13 protein-coding genes are annotated in these 16,547 nt (G+C 71.3%); 9 read left to right on the top strand and 4 right to left on the bottom strand.

The genetic code is table 11. From position 1 onward, the window contains the following. Positions 1 to 6: 6 nt before the first annotated feature. Complete coding sequence (locus tag CCO04_RS21885) at positions 7 to 309, bottom strand: hypothetical protein (RefSeq protein ID WP_215816293.1); 303 nt, start codon at positions 307 to 309, stop codon at positions 7 to 9. A gap of 134 nt (positions 310 to 443) precedes the next feature. Here CCO04_RS21885 and CCO04_RS21880 point away from each other — a divergent pair, with 134 nt between their 5' ends. Then, positions 444 to 1,643 carry an acyl-CoA dehydrogenase family protein gene (locus CCO04_RS21880; protein WP_215816292.1) on the top strand — a complete coding sequence of 400 codons (1,200 nt, stop codon included), beginning with the start codon at positions 444 to 446 and terminating at the stop codon, positions 1,641 to 1,643. 158 nt (positions 1,644 to 1,801) lie between these two features. Here the strand turns inward: CCO04_RS21880 and CCO04_RS21875 are convergent, their stop codons facing one another. Together CCO04_RS21875 and CCO04_RS21870 are read right to left on the bottom strand one after the other, a co-directional pair. Beyond that, on the bottom strand, positions 1,802 to 3,985 hold the full coding sequence (locus tag CCO04_RS21875) for a hypothetical protein (protein ID WP_215816291.1): 2,184 nt from the start codon (positions 3,983 to 3,985) through the stop codon (positions 1,802 to 1,804). Next, positions 3,982 to 5,004 (bottom strand): glycosyltransferase family 2 protein, encoded by a 1,023-nt coding sequence (locus tag CCO04_RS21870; RefSeq protein WP_308281439.1) that lies wholly within the window; start codon positions 5,002 to 5,004, stop codon positions 3,982 to 3,984. Before CCO04_RS21870 ends, CCO04_RS21875 begins: the two co-directional genes overlap by 4 nt. A gap of 31 nt (positions 5,005 to 5,035) precedes the next feature. On the opposite strand from CCO04_RS21870, the gene CCO04_RS21865 reads away from it, so the two are divergent. From CCO04_RS21865 to CCO04_RS21855, 3 genes are read left to right on the top strand one after another with little or no spacing between them, the layout of a single operon-like run. After that, positions 5,036 to 6,205 (top strand): glycosyltransferase, encoded by a 1,170-nt coding sequence (locus CCO04_RS21865; RefSeq protein WP_215816290.1) that lies wholly within the window; start codon positions 5,036 to 5,038, stop codon positions 6,203 to 6,205. Between the two features lie 6 nt (positions 6,206 to 6,211). Then, positions 6,212 to 7,246, top strand: coding sequence for a MaoC family dehydratase (locus CCO04_RS21860; protein WP_215816289.1), 1,035 nt, complete (start codon positions 6,212 to 6,214; stop codon positions 7,244 to 7,246). After that, the gene (locus CCO04_RS21855) at positions 7,246 to 9,324 is read left to right on the top strand and encodes a bifunctional lysylphosphatidylglycerol flippase/synthetase MprF (protein ID WP_215816288.1); all 2,079 of its coding nucleotides are present in this window, start codon (positions 7,246 to 7,248) and stop codon (positions 9,322 to 9,324) included. The genes CCO04_RS21860 and CCO04_RS21855 overlap by 1 nt, the downstream gene beginning before the upstream one ends. On the opposite strand, the gene CCO04_RS21850 is transcribed toward CCO04_RS21855, so the two are convergent. Further along, a complete protein-coding gene (locus tag CCO04_RS21850) occupies positions 9,314 to 9,811 on the bottom strand; it encodes a DUF6174 domain-containing protein (RefSeq protein ID WP_215816287.1) in 498 nt (165 codons plus the stop codon). The genes CCO04_RS21855 and CCO04_RS21850 overlap by 11 nt on opposite strands. Positions 9,812 to 9,987: 176 nt before the next feature. Between CCO04_RS21850 and CCO04_RS21845 the strand changes: the two genes are divergently transcribed. From CCO04_RS21845 to CCO04_RS21825, 5 genes are read left to right on the top strand one after another with little or no spacing between them, the layout of a single operon-like run. Further along, positions 9,988 to 11,460, top strand: coding sequence for an ABC transporter substrate-binding protein (locus tag CCO04_RS21845; RefSeq protein ID WP_215816286.1), 1,473 nt, complete (start codon positions 9,988 to 9,990; stop codon positions 11,458 to 11,460). 4 nt (positions 11,461 to 11,464) lie between these two features. Further along, a complete protein-coding gene (locus CCO04_RS21840) occupies positions 11,465 to 12,970 on the top strand; it encodes an ABC transporter substrate-binding protein (RefSeq protein WP_215816285.1) in 1,506 nt (501 codons plus the stop codon). 9 nt (positions 12,971 to 12,979) lie between these two features. Continuing rightward, positions 12,980 to 14,965 carry an ABC transporter permease gene (locus CCO04_RS21835; protein WP_215816284.1) on the top strand — a complete coding sequence of 662 codons (1,986 nt, stop codon included), beginning with the start codon at positions 12,980 to 12,982 and terminating at the stop codon, positions 14,963 to 14,965. 3 nt (positions 14,966 to 14,968) lie between these two features. Next, positions 14,969 to 15,733, top strand: a complete 765-nt coding sequence (locus CCO04_RS21830; protein ID WP_215816283.1) for an ABC transporter ATP-binding protein — start codon at positions 14,969 to 14,971, stop codon at positions 15,731 to 15,733. Continuing rightward, positions 15,730 to 16,437 (top strand): ABC transporter ATP-binding protein, encoded by a 708-nt coding sequence (locus tag CCO04_RS21825; RefSeq protein ID WP_215816282.1) that lies wholly within the window; start codon positions 15,730 to 15,732, stop codon positions 16,435 to 16,437. The genes CCO04_RS21830 and CCO04_RS21825 overlap by 4 nt, the downstream gene beginning before the upstream one ends. Positions 16,438 to 16,547 lie beyond the last annotated feature (110 nt).

Raw genomic sequence — 16,547 nt, 5'->3', positions numbered from 1 at the left:
CGGCGGCTAGGAGCGGGCGCCCTTGGCCGCCGCGACGCCCTTCTTGACCGCTGCCGAGGCGACCTGCCCGGCGAGCGCGCCGGCCACCTTGAGCTGGTCGCCGACCTGCTGGGTGGCGGCGAGCGGGGCGAGGAGCTTGTCCGCGCGGGCGAGCAGCCCGTCGGCCTTGTCGACGACGCCGTCGAAGCCGGCGATCGACGTCTTGAACTCCTGCACGGCCGTGGTCAGCTCGGCCAGCACCGTGCCGAGCTGGTCGAGGGTGGCGTCGAGCCGGGCGGCGGTCGCGTCGAGGTCGTTCTGGCTGGTCATGGGCCCCAGGCTAGGTGCGTCGTGACGGCCGGGGGAGCACCCCGGCGACGTGCGATACGTCACGAGCTCAGGGGATCCAGGGCCCCTTACTCGCCGGTACAGTGCGCTGCGGTAGCACCAGCGAAAGGGAACCGATGCCGAAGCTCTGCCAGACCGAGGGACTCACCGAGGACCAGACCGAGATCCTGAAGGCCGTACGGACCTTCGTGGACGAGCAGATCATCCCGGTGGCGCAGGAGCTCGAGCACTCCGACACCTACCCCCAGGAGATCGTCGACGGGCTCAAGGAGCTCGGCGTGTTCGGCCTGACCATCCCCGAGGAGTTCGGCGGCCTGGGCGAGTCCCTGCTGACGTACGCCCTCGTGGTCGAGGAGATCGCCCGCGGCTGGATGAGCGTCTCCGGCGTCATCAACACCCACTTCATCGTGGCCTACCTGCTCATGCAGCACGGCACCGAGGAGCAGAAGCAGAAGTACCTCCCGCGGATGGCCACCGGCGAGGTCCGCGGCGCCTTCTCGATGTCCGAGCCCGGCCTGGGCTCCGACGTCTCGGCCGTCTCGACCAAGGCGACCAAGCAGGACGACGGCTCGTACTCCATCACCGGCCAGAAGATGTGGCTGACCAACGGTGCGTCGTCCACGCTGGTCGCGCTGCTCGTCAAGAGCGACGAGGGCGCCGAGAGCGTCTACAAGAACATGACCACCTTCCTCGTCGAGAAGGAGGCCGGCTTCGGTGAGACCGCCCAGGGCGTCACCGTGCCCGGCAAGATCGACAAGATGGGCTACAAGGGCGTCGAGACGACCGAGCTCATCCTCGAGGGCCACCGCATCGGCGCCGACCAGATCCTCGGCGGCGAGCCCGGCAAGGGCTTCTTCCAGATGATGGACGGCGTCGAGGTCGGCCGCGTCAACGTCGCCGCCCGCGCCTGCGGACTGGCCTGGCGCGGCTTCGAGCTCGGCGTGGCGTACGCCCAGCAGCGCAAGACCTTCGGCAAGCTCATCGCCGAGCACCAGGCCGTGCTCTTCCGGATCGCGGAGATGGCGACCAAGGTCGAGACCGCCCACAACATGATGGTGCGCGCCGCCCGCCTCAAGGACACCGGCAAGCGGATGGACGTCGAGGCCGGCATGGCCAAGATGGTCGCCTCCGAGTACGCCAACGAGGTCGTCGAGGACTCCTTCCGGATCCACGGCGGCTACGGGTACTCCAAGGAGTACGAGATCGAGCGGCTCATGCGCGAGGTGAAGTTCATGCTCATCGGCGAGGGCACCTCCGACATCCAGAAGATGATCATCGGGCGCTCGCTGCTCAAGGACTACGCGCTCAAGGGCTGACCTGGCCCGCCCGGCGCTGCGACGACCGGCGATCACCCTCGGGTGGTCGCCGGTCGGTGTCTTTTCGCGCGAAGTGCGGGGGTTGCTGGTCCGAGGTGCGGATGTTGGCCAGCAATCCCCGCACTTCGGACCAGCAACCCCCGCACTTCGCGGGTGGCTCAGGCCGGTGCGTCCTGCTCGCGGCGGCGACGGCGGGTGAGCAGGTCGTACCCGCCCAGGGCCAGGGCGCCCAGGAAGCCGATGCCGACGCCGAGGTTGGCGATCGCCTTGCCGGGCCGGTCGTAGGTCAGCTCGAGGGTGCCCTCGGCGCCGCGGGGCAGGTCGAGGGTGACCAGGCCGGCCTTGTCGTGCCCGACCTCGATCTCCTTGCCGTCGAGGGTGGCGGTGTAGCCGGGCCACTCGAGGAGGGCGAAGGTGACCTGGCCGCCGCGGGGGGCGGAGAGCTTCACGGTCTCGGACAGGCCGTCGCGGTGGGCGCTGTCGACGCTGACGCCGGGGGAGGCCCAGCTGAGCTCGCTGTCGGGCCAGGGGAGGGCGTCGGTGCGGACCAGGACGATGCGGTCGCCGGTCTCGGCGTACCTCCAGTTGGGCGGCGGGGTGACGCCGACGGTCTGGGCGGGCTGGGCGACGACGGTCTGGAGCTTGAGGAGGTCGGCGAGCGGGGGCTGGTCCTGGCCCTTGGTGAGGGGCTTCCACACGCGCTTGTAGCCGCAGGGGGTGGTGAAGCCCTCGTAGTGCATGCACAGGCGCTTCTCGAACGGCCGGAAGCCCATGCCGGTGTAGTTGTTGACCGACTCGACCCCGGCGACGTGGTACATGCTGCCGGGCAGGAAGTTCTTCCAGGCGCGGCGCAGCTTGCGGTCGTCGCCGGTCTGCTGGGCCTTCTTCTGCACCTTGCGGAGGTCGGCGAACTGCATGACCCGGCCGTCGAGGTCGCCGAAGCGCTTCTGGAGCGCCGCGACGTCGGTGGGGACGTGGTAGAGGCGGGCGCCGTCGTTCTCCTCGTAGACCTTGGCCTGGAGGCCGAGGGTGACCGCCGTCCCCCCGATCAGTACGACGGCCAGCAGCGAGGTCGCGCCCGCCCGGTAGTGGTGCACCAGGAGGGCCGCCGCGGTCAGGGCGGCGAGGACGAGGGCGCCGGCGAGCGTCGAGGCGAGCCAGGTCGGGTGCTGGGCCCAGGCCTGGAAGGACAGGGCGAGGACGACCGCGGCCGAGCCGGCCACGCGGGCGCGCCGGTGGTCGCGGGCCAGGCCCTTGCTGAGGACGATCGCGAGGGCGACGCCGAGGGCGAGGTAGAAGTACTCGATGAGGCGCAGCGGCCAGCGGAACAGCCACAGGTTCGAGGGGCCGAGCGTGAGGGCCAGGTAGAGGAGCCCGATCATGCCGAGGCCGGTCAGCTCGCGCCAGCGCTCGCGCACGACGCCGTAGCGGAGCCAGGGGAGCAGCGGCAGGATGAACCAGCAGAAGTAGGCGACCGGGACCTGGGTCGGCCCGGTGATCGAGATGATCGACGGGACGAAGGTCGGGTTGCTCATGCCGAGCAGGTCGCCGAGCTCGGGGCGCAGCTTGCCGTTGTTGCCGAAGACCGGGCCGTCCGAGCGCGCGGCGAGCTCGGAGGCGCGCAGCAGCGGGATGTAGATCAGGGGGAGCAGGGCGGCGACGAAGCCACCCGTCAGCACCAGCCGTACGGCGCCCGCCCGGTTGCGCGTGACCAGCCCCTCGATCACGAGCCCGAGGCCGACGACGACCACCGCGAGCGTGCCGTAGGGGTTGCCCTGGGTGACGCCGAGCGCACCGATGAGGAAGGCCCAGAACGGGTTCATCGCGCCGCGCAGGGTGCGCCGGAAGGCCCACCACACCCAGGGGGCGTAGGCGAACGCGGCGAGGCCGGCCGGCCAGGAGCCGGCGTCCCACCAGAGGGTGAAGCCGGAGAAGGGGAGCGCGATGGCGACCGCGGCGGCGGCCCACGGCTGGGCGTCGTACTCGCGGGCGACGAGGTAGGTGCCGAGGGCCAGCGCGACGAGGATCGCGATCTTGACCACGACGACGGCGAACAGCAGGTCGCCGGCGCCGGCGACGAAGAGCCAGATCAGCAGGTTGATCGGGTTCCAGATGCCGAAGAGCGCCTCGGCGGCGAAGTTGCCGCCCGCGAACGAGCTCGGGTCGAGGCCGATCGGCAGGCCGCTGTCGCGCACCGTCTGGCCGAGGTACCACCAGGTGGGGGCGAACTGGGCCGCGGAGTCGCCGCGCAGGTAGACCTCGCGGCTCCCGAGGAGGGGCAGCAGGCCGTAGAGGCCTGTCACCACGACGACTGCGAGGGGCCAGGTCAGCCGCTTGATCACGCGCGATCCTCGTTCAGGTTGATGAACTGCTCGTGCTCCTGGCCGAGCAGGACGGCGACCGGGGTCCGGTCGGGGCCGTCGCTGCTCTCCTTGAGCAGGAAGTGGGGGCGTTGCTTGGTCTCGAGGTAGATCCGGCCGAGGTACTCGCCGATCACGCCGAGCAGGATCATCTGGACGCCGCCGAAGCCGACGACGGTGCAGATGGTCGTGACGTAGCCGGGGGCCTGGTTGCCGTTGATGATCGCGTCGCCGAGCACCCACAGGGCGTAGACGAAGGCGACGAGCGAGATGAACGCGCCGAAGTAGATCGCCAGCCGCAGCGGCCGGGAGTTGAAGGAGACGACGCCGTCGATGCCGTAGTTGACCAGGCTGCGCATGCTCCACTTGGTCTCACCGCCGGCCCGGGCGACGTTCTCGTAGTCGACCACGGCGGTCTCGAAGCCGATCCACGAGAACAGGCCCTTGGAGAACCGGTTGTACTCGCCCACGGCGAGCAGCGCCCGGACCGCGCGGCGGCTGAGCACCCGGAAGTCGCCGGCGCCGTCCTCGAGGGTGACGTCGATGAGCCGGTTGAAGACCCGGTAGTAGGCCTTGGAGAAGAGCGTGCGCAGCGGCTTGTCACCGGTGCGGGTACGCCGCGCGATCACCTGGTCGTTGCCGGCCGCGAGCAGCGGCAGCATCTGGGCGAGCAGCGCGGGCGGGTGCTGGAGGTCGGCGTCGAGGATCGCCACGGCGTCGCCCTTGGCCTGGCTGAGCCCGGCCAGCATCGCCGACTCCTTGCCGAAGTTGCGGCTCAGCGCGAGGTAGCGGAAGCGCTCGTCCTCGGCGTTGATCGCGCGCAGTCGCTCGAGGGTGCGGTCGCTGCTCCCGTCGTCCACGAGGAGCACCTCGAACGAGGCGGCGATCCCGGGCAGCACGTCCTGGAGGACGGCGACCATCGAGTCGACGACGGCCTCTTCGTTGTAGCAGGGGACGACGACGGAGAGCATCCCGGTAAAAGTCTTGCTCGAATCCGCCACGGCCTGCACCCTATCGGGTATTCATGGGCACATGACTCGCCGCGCGCTCGGGCGCCCGAACGACCCGCGCCCGCGCGTCGTCTTCGTGGTTCTCTCGATCCACGGCCGCAGCGGCGTCTCACGCGCGGTCACCAACATCGCGGGGGCCCTCGCGGCGACCCACCGCGTCGAGATCATCAGCGTGTACGACGGCGGCTCGCGCGCCTTCGCGATCGACCCTCGCATCGAGGTCACCCACGTGGTCCCGGTCGGCTTCCGCCAGCTCGACACCCTGCCGTGGCGGAGCCGGCGCCAGGCCCACCGGCGCAGCCGGTTCCTCGAGGAGAAGTACTACTCGGCGCTCACCGACGCCGGGCTGAGCGCCGCCCTCGGGCGCTACGGCCCCGGGGACGTCGTGATCACCGCGCGTCCCTCGCTCCACCGGTTCGCCGCCGAGGTGCTCGGCCCGGAGGTGACGCTGGTCGGCTGGGACCACCTCAACTTCCCCGCGCGCAAGCGCCCGGGCGGCGGGCTCAAGTCGATCCGCCAGGCGATGCCGCGGATGGCGGCGTTCGTCGTCCTAACGGAGGCCGACCGGCGCGACTACGCCCGCAAGCACCCCGAGGCGCGGATCGTGGTGATCCGCAACGCGATCCCGTGGTCGGCGCCCGCCGAGCGCGCCGCGCGGGACACCCGGACGGTGGTCGCCGCCGGGCGGCTCGCGCCGGTCAAGGGCTTCGACCGGCTCATCGACGCCTGGGCGGTGCTGGCGCCCGAGGCGCCCGACTGGCGGTGCCGGATCCTGGGCATGGGTCCGCTGCACGACGCGCTCCAGGAGCAGATCACCCGGTCGGGCCTGACCACGATCGAGCTGGCCGGCAACTCCGACGACATGCCCGGCGAGCTGCGCGGGGCCGAGGTCTTCGCGATGTCCTCGCACCACGAGGGGCTGCCGATGACGATCATCGAGGCCCTCAGCCAGGGCACGCCCGTGGTGAGCTTCGACTGCCCGCGCGGTCCCGGTGAGCTGGTGACCGAGACCAACGGCCGGCTGGTGCCCGACGGCGACGTCCCGGCGCTGACCGCGGCGCTGCGCGAGCTGATGGGCAGCAAGGAGCTGCGCGACCGGCTCGGGACGCAGGCCCTGCAGGACTCCCGGCAGTACGACATCGATCACGTGGCGGAGGTCTGGCGGAGGCTCCTGGCCGACCTGGCAGGATGACCGCCCATGAGCAAGACGAACCCGGGCAACTTCTTCGAGGACTTCACGGTCGGCCAGGTCATCCGCCACGCCACGCCGCGCACGGTGACCGAGGGGGACCGGGCCGTCTACGGGTCGCTCTACCCGACGCGCTTCGCGGTGCCGTCGTCGGCGGCCTTCGCCGCGGCGGTCGGGCTCGACCCGCACCCGGTCGAGGAGCTCATCGCCTTCCACATCGCCTTCGGCAAGACCGTCCCGGACGTCTCGCTCAACGCGGTCGCCAACCTCGGGTACGCCGAGTGCCGGTTCCACCTGCCCGTCGTCCCCGGTGACACGCTGAGCACGACGTCCGAGGTGATCGGCCTCAAGCAGAACTCCAACGGCAAGAGCGGCGTCGTCTACGTCCGCTCCACCGCGACCAACCAGCGCGGCGAGGTCGTCCTCGACTGGGCCCGCTGGGTGATGGTCCACAAGCGCGACGCCGACGCGCCCGCGCCCGAGCCCGTGCTCCCCGAGCTGGCGCCCGCCGTGGCCGCCGCCGACCTGGTGGTCCCCGCCGGCCTGGACTTCACCGGCTACGACTTCGCGGCGGCCGGCGAGCCGCACCGCTTCGACGACTACGCGGTGGGCGAGAAGATCGACCACGTCGACGGCGTCACCCTGACCGAGTCCGAGCACCAGCAGGCCACCCGGCTGTGGCAGAACACCGCCAAGGTGCACTTCAACGTCGAGGCCCGTCCCGACGGCAACCGGCTCGTCTACGGCGGTCACGTGATCTCGCTGGCCCGCGCGCTGTCGTTCAACGGCCTGGCCAACGCCCAGCTCGTCGCCGCGATCAACGCCGGCGCCCACACCGCGCCCGCGTTCGCCGGCGACACCGTCTACGCCTGGTCCGAGGTGCTCGACAAGGCCGAGACGTCCGCGCCCGGGGTCGGCGCGCTGCGCCTGCGCCTGGTCGCGACCAAGGGCCGCGACGAGTCCATGACGCTGCGCGGCGACGACGGCAAGTACGCCGCAGGGGTGCTGCTCGACCTCGACTACTGGGTGCTCGTGCCGCGCTGATGGCCGTGCTCCGCCGGGTCCCGTTCACGATCGGCGTCGCCGCCCTGATCCTCGGGCTGGCGATCGCCACCGGGACCCTGTGGTCGCCGCTGGAGTCGAAGGACTGGTTCGCCGACGTGGCCTACGGGCCGCAGGCGCTCGCCGACCACCGCTGGTGGACGTTCGCGACCGGGGCGCTGTTCGCGCTCGCGCCGTGGCAGTACCCGGTGGTGATCGGCTTCTTCGTGCTGCTCTCGGGGCTCGCCGAGTGGCGCCTGGGCACCAAGGTCGCCGCGGTCTGCGTCGTGCTCGGCCAGCTGGTCGGCGTGGTCGGCGGCTGCGCGCTCGTGCTGCTGCTCGCCGAGACCGGCTGGGGCTGGGCGGTGCGGATCTCCGACGACCTCGACCTGGGCTTCAGCGCGGGTGGGATGTGCGCCGCGATGATCGCCAGCGCCGGGCTGCGCCGCCGCTGGCGCGGCCGGGTCCGGCTCGCGCTCGTCGGCTACACGCTCACCTCGCTGACCTTCCTCGGCTTCCTGTACGACGTCGAGCACCTCGTCGCCGTGGTCGTCGGCCTGGCCGCGGGCCCGTGGGTGGTGGGCCGGCGCCCGACGCCGCTGCGCACGGTGCTGCAGGCGACGTTCACCCGGCGCGACCTGCGGCTGATCGCGGCCGGCTTCTTCTGGTGGAGCGCCGCGCTGACGCTGATCGCCCAGGTGGTCGACCGCGAGGGGCCGTTCGGGCAGATCGGCGGTGACCCGGAGTCGTGGTGGTGGGTGCTCGTGCAGGTCGCCGCGGACCTCGTCGTCGCCCAGGGGCTGGTCCGCGGGCGTCGTACCTGGTGGTGGGTGGCGGCGGTGATCACCGCGCTGAGCGTGGTGCTGGTCCTCGTCTCGGCCGGCTTCGTGCTGGCCGGCGAGCTCGACAACAGCGGCCTGCTCTGGTTGAGCCTCGTGCTCGACGGGCTCGGTCTCGTCGTCCTGCTCTGGGGCCGTCGCGCCTTCCGCAACCCCGGCCGCCGCGGCCTGCGCAAGGCCGGTCCCCAGAGCATCGGGGCGCTGGCCACCGACGCCCACCGGGCCCGGGCGCGGGCCCTGCTCGCCGACCACGGCTCCGGCAACCGGCTCGCCTGGATGACCACCTGGCCGCAGAACTCCTGGTGGTTCGGCCCCGAGGACGGTGCGGTCGCCTACCGGCTGACGTCGGGCGTCGCGATCGGGCTGTGCGACCCCATCGCCGGCGAGCGGCACCCGCACGAGGTCGCCGACGCGTTCGTCGCCGCGGCCCGCGACGGCGGGACGACGCCGTGCCTGTTCAGCGCGAGCCCGGTCCTCGCCGACTGGGCCCGGGAGCGCGGCTGGCTCGCGGTCCAGGTGGCCGAGGAGGCGATCGTCGACCTGGCCGGCCTGGAGTTCCGCGGGAAGAAGTGGCAGGACGTGCGCTCGGCGTTCAACCAGGCCGAGAAGCAGGGCATCGAGGTGCGCCTGCACCGGCTCGCCGAGGCGCCGCGCAGCATCCGGGTCCAGGTCGCGGCGATCTGCGACGAGTGGGTCCACGACAAGAAGCTGCCCGAGATGGGCTTCACCCTCGGCGGGCTCGAGGAGGCGAAGGATCCCGACGTGTGGATCGCCATCGCCGTCGACCAGGACATGACCGTGCACGGCGTGACCAGCTGGATGCCGATCCACGGCACCAACGGCCAGGTCGAGGGCTGGACCCTCGACCTCATGCGCCGGCTGCCGGGCGGCTTCCGCTACGCGATGGAGCTGCTCATCGCGGGCTCGTGCCAGATCTTCCGCGACGACGGCTACGCGCTCGTCTCGCTCTCCGGCGCACCCCTGGCCCACGCCCGGGGCGGCGACGAGGACGAGCGCGGCGTCGTCGACACGATGCTCGACCGGCTCGGCGAGGTGCTCGAGCCCTACTACGGCTTCCGCTCGCTCCAGGCGTTCAAGGCGAAGTTCCAGCCCCGCTACGAGCCGCTCTACCTCCTCGTCGAGGACGAGGCGGTGCTGCCGCTGGCCGGGGTCGCCATCGGGCGCGCCTACCTCGCCGACGCGACCCTGGGCCAGCTGCTCTCGCTGACCGTCAAGGGCTGACCCGGACGTCCTTGATCGCGTAGGTCACCTCGTCGTCGACCGCGTTGGCGATCCGGTCGAGCTGCACCGAGGTCGGGTGGTCCTGGCCGTCGGGCCAGTCCACCTGGACCTTGGCGGCGTCGGGGTCGTTGGCCATGGCGATCACGTCGTTGATGGTCAGCCGCGTGAACTCCGGCGCGGACTGACCCTTGCGCGGCCCACCGGCGATGACGGCCTCGGTGACCGCGCCGTCGGCCACGGTGACCTCGACGGTGCCGACCTGCGGGCAGTAGCAGAGCACCCGGAGCCGGTAGACGTAGTCGGCCGGGGCGAACGTGGGGTAGCGCCCGGTGCTGCTCGGGCTCTCGCTCGGGCCGGTGCTGGTCGGCGCGCTGGTGGGTGCCTCCGAGGCCGGGTCGGCGGCCCGGCCGTCGTTCTCGTTGCTGCACGCGGCCAGGGCGATCAGCAGCGGGGGGAGGACGGCGAGCAGGCGGAGACGCGACGACATGGCTCTCATGATGCCTGGGACGTCGTGGCGGCCCGGCGCGTTCCCCCGGCTTCCGGGAGAAAACTGAAACACGTTGCATTCCGAGCGTGACCCGGGTCACAGCGCCGTCGTTGAGCGACTGAGGTCCCCGGGACCGGGACCTTGCTGTGCTCCCGATGCGAGAGGTCCGCATGCCCATGAGTCTGCGCACACGCCGGTATCTCGGTGTGACCGTCCTGGTGCTCGCGCTGAGCGCCTGCGGATCCCAGCTCGACCCGAGCACCGTGGCCAAGGTCGACGGCTCCGGCGGTTCCGGCGGCGGGTCGGGAGCGGTCGGTGCGCCGGTCTCCGGCGACGGCGGCGGCACCGCGGGTGACCCCGCGGCGGGCGGCTCCGGGGGCGGTACGTCCGGCGACGCCCCCGGTACGCCGGGCGGCGGCTCCGGCAGCAGCGGCGGCTCCGGGGGCGGCACGGCCGGCTCCCCGTCGTCCGGCAAGGGCGGCGCCTCCGGCGGCGTCAAGGCCGGGTCGTGCGACGGGTTCAAGAACCAGAAGGGGATCACCGACAAGACGATCACCCTGGCCAACGTCGCGGACCTGTCCGGCCCGGTCCCCGGCATCTTCGAGGCCTCCCAGCAGGCGGCCCGCGCGTACGTCGAGTACTTCAACTCCCAGGGCACGATCTGCGGGCGCAAGCTCGAGCTGCTCAACCTCGACAGCCGGGCCGACGCTGGCGCGGACCAGCAGGCCTACACCAAGGCCTGCGACCAGGCGTTCGCCGCGATCGGCTCGATGGGCGCCTTCGACTCCGGTGGCGCGGGCGTGGCCCAGTCGTGCGGGCTCCCCGACATCCGGGCGGCGAGCACCACGCCCGAGCGGGCCGCGTGCGGCACCTGCTTCGGCGTCTACTCGATCCGGCCCAACCTGATCGCCGACTCCGGTCCCAAGTGGCTCGCCAAGCAGTACCCCAGCGCGGTCAAGAGCGTCGGCGTCCTCTACATCAACGGTGGCGCGGCCCCGGTCAACGCCAAGAGCCAGGCCGCGGCCTGGGGCAAGATGGGCTGGTCGATCAAGTACACCCAGGGCATCGACGTGGCGGAGTTCAACTTCGCGCCCTACGTCCAGCAGCTCAAGGACAAGGGCATCAAGATGGTGGTCTACACCGGTCCCTACCAGAACACGGTCAAGCTGCAGCAGGCCATGCAGCAGCAGGGCTACAAGCCCGACGTGTTCCTGCAGGACCCGACGATCTACGACCAGCGCTACATCCAGCAGGCGGGTCCGCTGGCCGAGGGCACGATCGTCTACTCGACCACCGACCTGTTCGAGAACAAGAACAACGCCGAGGTCCAGCTCTACCTCTCCTGGCTGCAGCAGGTGAAGCCCGGCGCGATCCCCAACTTCTACGGCCTGTTCGCCTGGTCGGCCGCGCGGCTCTTCGTCGAGCAGGCGGTCGCGCTCGGCGGCAAGCTCAGCCGCGCCTCGCTCGTGGCGGCGGTCAAGAAGGTCACCGCCTGGACCGGCAACGGCGCGCACACCGCCATGCGGGTCGGCACGGCGCAGACGCCGCCGTGCCAGAAGATCATCCAGTACAAGGGTGGTCGCTGGCAGCAGATATCTCCCGGCGCCTGGCTGTGCGGTGGCGTCGTCAACTCCGGTGTGGGGGGCTGACGCCATGAGAGGACACCAGAACCGCTGGCGCCGTACGGCGGGCGTGGCGGTGGTGCTGCTGGCACTGACCGCGTGCGGGTCGCAGCTCGACCCCCAGACCGTCGCCAAGGTCAACGACCAGGGCGGTACGACGGGCGTCAACGGGGACACCGGCGTCGACGGCGGGTCCGGCGGCACCGGTGGGACCGGTGACCCGGGCACCGACGGTGGCGCGAGCGGCGGCGACGCGGGCTCCGGCGGCTCCGGCAGCAGCGGGGGCTCCGGCGGCAGCGGTGGCGGCGGCACGGGCGGGTCGGGCGGCGGCGGCACTGGGGGGTCGCCGACGTCCGGGAACGGCTCGGCCTCGGGCGGCGTCAAGGCCGGCTCGTGCACCGGCTTCAAGAACCAGACCGGCATCACCGACAAGACGATCACCCTGGCCAACGTCGCCGACATCTCCGGCCCGGTGCCGGGCATCTTCGAGTCGGCGCAGCAGGCGACCCGTGCCTACATCGAGTACTTCAACTCCCAGGGGAGCATCTGCGGGCGCAAGCTCGAGCTGATGAACCTCGACAGCCGGGCCGACGCGGGCGCGGACCAGCAGGGATACGTCAAGGCGTGCGGCGCGGCGTTCGCGACGGTCGGCTCGATGTCGGCGTTCGACTCCGGTGGTGCTGCCACCGCGCAGGGCTGCGGTCTCCCGGACCTGCGCTCGGTCACGGTCAACCCGGAGCGCCAGGCGTGCAAGACCTGCTTCGCGGCGTACTCGATCCGGACCAACCTGATCTCCGACCCGGCCGCGAAGTGGCTCGCTCAGAAGTACCCCAGCGCGGTCAAGAACGCCGCGGTGCTCTACATCAACGCGGGCGCGGCGCCGGTCAACTCCAAGAGCCTCGCGGCCGGCTTCGAGAAGGGCGCCGGCTGGAAGGTCAACTACATCCAGGGCATCGACGTCGCGGAGTTCAACTTCGCGCCCTACGTCCAGCAGATGAAGGACAAGGGGATCAAGGCCGTCACCTACCAGGGGCCCTACCAGAACACGGTCAAGCTCCAGCAGGCCATGCAGCAGCAGGGCTTCAAGCCGGACTTCTTCCTGCAGGACCCGACGATCTACGACAAGCGCTACATCGACCAGGCGGGCGGGCTCGCCGACGGCGTCTTCATCTACTCCGCCAACGACCTGTTCGAGAACACCAAGAACGCCGAGATCCAGCTCTACCTCTCCTGGTTGCAGCAGGTGAAGCCCGGCGCGACGCCCAACTACTACGGGCTCTACGCCTGGTCGGCGGCCCGGCTCTTCGTCGAGCGGGCGATCGCGCTCGGCGGCAAGCTCACCCGGGGCTCGCTCGTCGACGCGGTACGCCGTACGTCCTCGTGGACCGGCAACGGCGCGCACACGGCGATGAACCTCGGCACCGCCAGCACCCCGCCGTGCCAGAAGGTCATCCAGTACAAGAGCGGGCGCTGGCAGCAGGTCTCGCCGGGCTCCTACATGTGCGGCAAGGTCGTCAACACCGGGATCGGCGGATAGGCGGTCGTCATGGGATCTCTCTTCGCCTTCGTGCTGCTGGGCCTCTTCACCGGCGCGGCCTACGCGATCATGGCCAGCGGCCTGGTGCTCACCTACACCACGACGCGGGTCTTCAACATCGCCCACGGTGCGTTCGGCATGCTCCTGTCGTTCGTCTTCTGGGACTTCACCCAGCGCCAGGGCGTGCCCACCTGGCTCGCGCTCGTCCTCGTCCTCGGCGTCGTGGCGCCCGCGATCGGCTGGTTCATCCAGCGCTTCGTCACCCGCGGGCTGGGGGAGGGGCCGGTCTCGGTGGCGCTCGTCGTCACCGTCGGCCTGCTGGTCGGCCTGATCGGCCTCGCCCAGCAGCTGTGGCCGCCGGAGCCGCGGGTGCTGCTGCCGTTCTACTCCGGCACCGGCTGGAAGATCGGCGACACCTACATCACCGCCCACCAGCTGATCACGCTGGTCTGCGCGATCGGCGTCGCGGTCGGCCTCTACCTGCTGCTCAACCGGACCCGGATCGGCACCGCCATGCGGGCCTCCGTCGACAACCCCGAGCTGCTCAAGCTGTTCGGCGGCAAGCCCGACCGGGTGGCCGCGCTCTCGTGGGCGATCGGCATCTCGCTCGCCGCGCTCGGCGGCATCCTGCTCACGCCGGTCGTGCTGCTCGACTACTACGCGCTGACGCTGCTCGTCATCAACGCCTACGCCGCGGCGATGCTCGGCCGGCTCAAGAGCCTGCCGATGACCTTCGCCGGCGCCATGGCGCTGGGCATCCTCGAGTCGCTCGCGGTCGGCTACCTGCCGACCGACGGCTTCCTCAGCTCGTTCCGCCCGGTGATCCCGGCGCTCTTCCTGTTCGCGATCGTCGTGCTCATGCCCCAGGCCCAGCTGCGGATCGGCCAGGTCAAGGGCATCGTCACCGCCCCGGTGCCGACGATGCGCAAGTCGATCGGCTCGGGCGCGGTGCTGCTCGCGGTGGCGTTCGTGCTCCTCAACGTCGTCGCGCCCAACCAGGTGCTGCTGATCGGCGTCGCGGCGACGTACGCGATGGTGATGCTCTCGCTGGTCCTGCTCACCGGGTACGGCGGCCACGTCTCCCTCGCGCAGTTCACGTTCGCCGGCGTCGGTGCGCTGACCTACGCCAAGCTCGACGAGCCCAACCTGTTCGGCCTCGCGATGGCCGCGCTGGTCGCGGCGGGCGTCGGAGCCCTGGTCGCGCTGCCGGTGCTGCGGCTGACCGGGCTCTACCTCGCGCTGTCGACGATGGCGTTCGCGGTGCTCATGGACAAGGTCGTCTTCAACGCCGACTTCGCCTTCAAGTTCAACGGCACGCTCGCCGCCGAGCGGCTCTCGATCCTCGGCGTGCAGATCGGCAAGGACACCTCGTACGTGTGGTTCATGGTCCTGGCCTTCGTGCTCCTGGCGCTCGGCCTGCTCCTGCTGCGCCGCGGCGCGCTCGGCCGGCTGCTCGTCGCCATGCGCGACAGCCCGTCGGCGTGCGGCACGCTCGGCCTCGACATGCGCTGGTTCCGGGTCGGCCTGTTCGCACTGTCGGCCGGCATCGCCGGTCTCGCGGGCGGTCTGTTCGCCGGCCTGCGTGGCACGGTCGGCGCGGCGGACTTCCTCTACTTCCAGTCGCTGCTCGTGCTGCTGCTCGCGGTGGTCTTCGGCGCCACCTCGGTCACCGGCGCCCTGCTCGGCGGTACGGCGCTCATGCTGCTGCCCGAGCTCCAGGCCTCGCAGCCGCAGGCGGCCGGCCTGCTGTTCGTGGTCATCGGCTTCGGCGCGGTGCTGCTCGGCCGCGACCCCAACGGCATCGCGAACCACGTCTTCAAGGTGGGCCGCTGGACCCGGGACCGGGTGGCACCCGGCCTCGACGAACGGCTCCAAGCCCTGCTGCCCCGCGGCGGCAGGGCCGGTGCCGGCGGCGAGGACGGCTCGGTCGACGTACCGCTGGTGGACGTGTCGGGCGTCGAGCCCGACCCGCGCGTGATCGAGAAGGTGGTCTGAGCCATGGCGCTGCTCGAGGTCGACGACGTCGTCGTCCGGTTCGGCGGGGTGACCGCCGTCAACCGGGCCACCTTCACCGCGGACCGGGGCCTGATCACCGGCCTGATCGGCCCCAACGGCGCGGGCAAGACGACCTGCTTCAACGTCATCACCGGACTCCAGCGCCCCACCAAGGGCAAGGTCCGCTACCGCGAGCGCGATGTCACCGGCTGGCCCGTGCACAAGCGGGCCCGGCACGGGATCGGCCGCACCTTCCAGCGGCTCGAGGCGTTCGGCTCGCTCAGCGTGCGCGACAACGTCCGTGTCGCGCACGAGATCCACGGCGGCCCACTGGCCTGGTTCGGGCGCGCGGGCACCAACATCGAGGCGCTGCTCGACCGGGTCGGCATCCGCGACTACGCCGACGAGCGCGCCGACTCGATCCCGACCGGCACCGCCCGGCTGCTCGAGCTCGCCCGCTGCCTGGCGAGCGACCCGAAGCTGCTACTCCTCGACGAGCCCTCGTCGGGCCTGGACGAGACCGAGACCGACGCCTTCGGCGAGCTGCTCGTCGAGCTCGCCGCCGAGGGCTGCGCGGTGCTCATGGTCGAGCACGACATGGACCTGGTGATGAACGTGTGCCACGAGATCCACGTCCTCGACTTCGGCGAGATCATCGCCTCCGGCGCCCCGGCCGCGATCCGGTCCGACCCCCAGGTGCAGCGCGCCTACCTGGGCTACTCCGAGCAGGACTCCGAGACCAGCGTGATCGAGGCGGTGACGTCATGAGCGTGCCCATCCTGGAGGTCCTCGACCTGCACGCGGCGTACGGCCGGATCGAGGTGCTCCGCGGCGTCGACCTCGCCGTGCCCCGCGGCGCGGTGATGGCACTGCTCGGCCCCAACGGCGCCGGCAAGTCCACCCTGGTCAAGGTGATCAGCGGCCAGAAGGAGGCGACGTCCGGCGACATCCACCTGGCCGGCGTCCACGTCCGCAAGGCACGCTCCGACGAGCTCGCCCGGGTCGGCCTGTGCACGATCCCCGAGGGCCGCTCGGTGTTCCCCAACCTCACGGTCGAGGAGAACCTCACCCTGATGTCCTACGCCGGCGTCCCCGCGGGAGCGATCCTCGAGACCGCCTACAGCTACTTCCCGCGGCTCCACGAGCGGCGCCACCAGCTCGCCGGCACCATGTCCGGCGGCGAGCAGCAGATGCTCGCCATGTCGCGGGCCCTCGCCTCCGACCCGGCGCTGCTGCTGCTCGACGAGCTGTCGATGGGCCTCGCGCCGCTGATCGTCGACGAGCTCTACGAGACCGTCGCCCGGATCGCCGAGTCCGGGGTGTCCATCCTCTGCATCGAGCAGTTCGCCCGCACCGCGCTGCGGGTCTCGGACTACGCCGCCGTGATGAGCGGCGGCCGCATCGTGGCCACCGGAGAGCCGGGGGAGATCCTCGACACGATGGCCGACGTCATCCTGGGGGGAGCAGCATGAGCAGGTTCCGACAAGGGCGTAGCTGGACGCTCGCTGCCGTCGCGAGCGGTGTCTCGCGCCGGTCTGGCAAGGCGGCGGAGCGACGGCATGCTGGATCGCACGACGAGCGA

The sequence above is a fragment of the Pimelobacter sp. 30-1 genome, from assembly GCF_018831735.1.
Classification (GTDB): Bacteria; Actinomycetota; Actinomycetes; order Propionibacteriales; family Nocardioidaceae; genus Nocardioides.
The sequence above is the reverse complement of the archived record's forward strand: the minus strand, read 5'-3'. Positions and strand labels throughout refer to the sequence as shown.

Coding starts and splice junctions, on each gene's coding strand:
- CCO04_RS21885 (WP_215816293.1), bottom strand. CDS start 309: ATGACCAGCCAGAACGACCTCGACGCGACCGCCGCCCGGCTCGACGCC.
- CCO04_RS21880 (WP_215816292.1), top strand. CDS start 444: ATGCCGAAGCTCTGCCAGACCGAGGGACTCACCGAGGACCAGACCGAG.
- CCO04_RS21865 (WP_215816290.1), top strand. CDS start 5,036: ATGACTCGCCGCGCGCTCGGGCGCCCGAACGACCCGCGCCCGCGCGTC.
- CCO04_RS21860 (WP_215816289.1), top strand. CDS start 6,212: ATGAGCAAGACGAACCCGGGCAACTTCTTCGAGGACTTCACGGTCGGC.
- CCO04_RS21855 (WP_215816288.1), top strand. CDS start 7,246: ATGGCCGTGCTCCGCCGGGTCCCGTTCACGATCGGCGTCGCCGCCCTG.
- CCO04_RS21850 (WP_215816287.1), bottom strand. CDS start 9,811: ATGTCGTCGCGTCTCCGCCTGCTCGCCGTCCTCCCCCCGCTGCTGATC.
- CCO04_RS21845 (WP_215816286.1), top strand. CDS start 9,988: ATGAGTCTGCGCACACGCCGGTATCTCGGTGTGACCGTCCTGGTGCTC.
- CCO04_RS21840 (WP_215816285.1), top strand. CDS start 11,465: ATGAGAGGACACCAGAACCGCTGGCGCCGTACGGCGGGCGTGGCGGTG.
- CCO04_RS21835 (WP_215816284.1), top strand. CDS start 12,980: ATGGGATCTCTCTTCGCCTTCGTGCTGCTGGGCCTCTTCACCGGCGCG.
- CCO04_RS21830 (WP_215816283.1), top strand. CDS start 14,969: ATGGCGCTGCTCGAGGTCGACGACGTCGTCGTCCGGTTCGGCGGGGTG.
- CCO04_RS21825 (WP_215816282.1), top strand. CDS start 15,730: ATGAGCGTGCCCATCCTGGAGGTCCTCGACCTGCACGCGGCGTACGGC.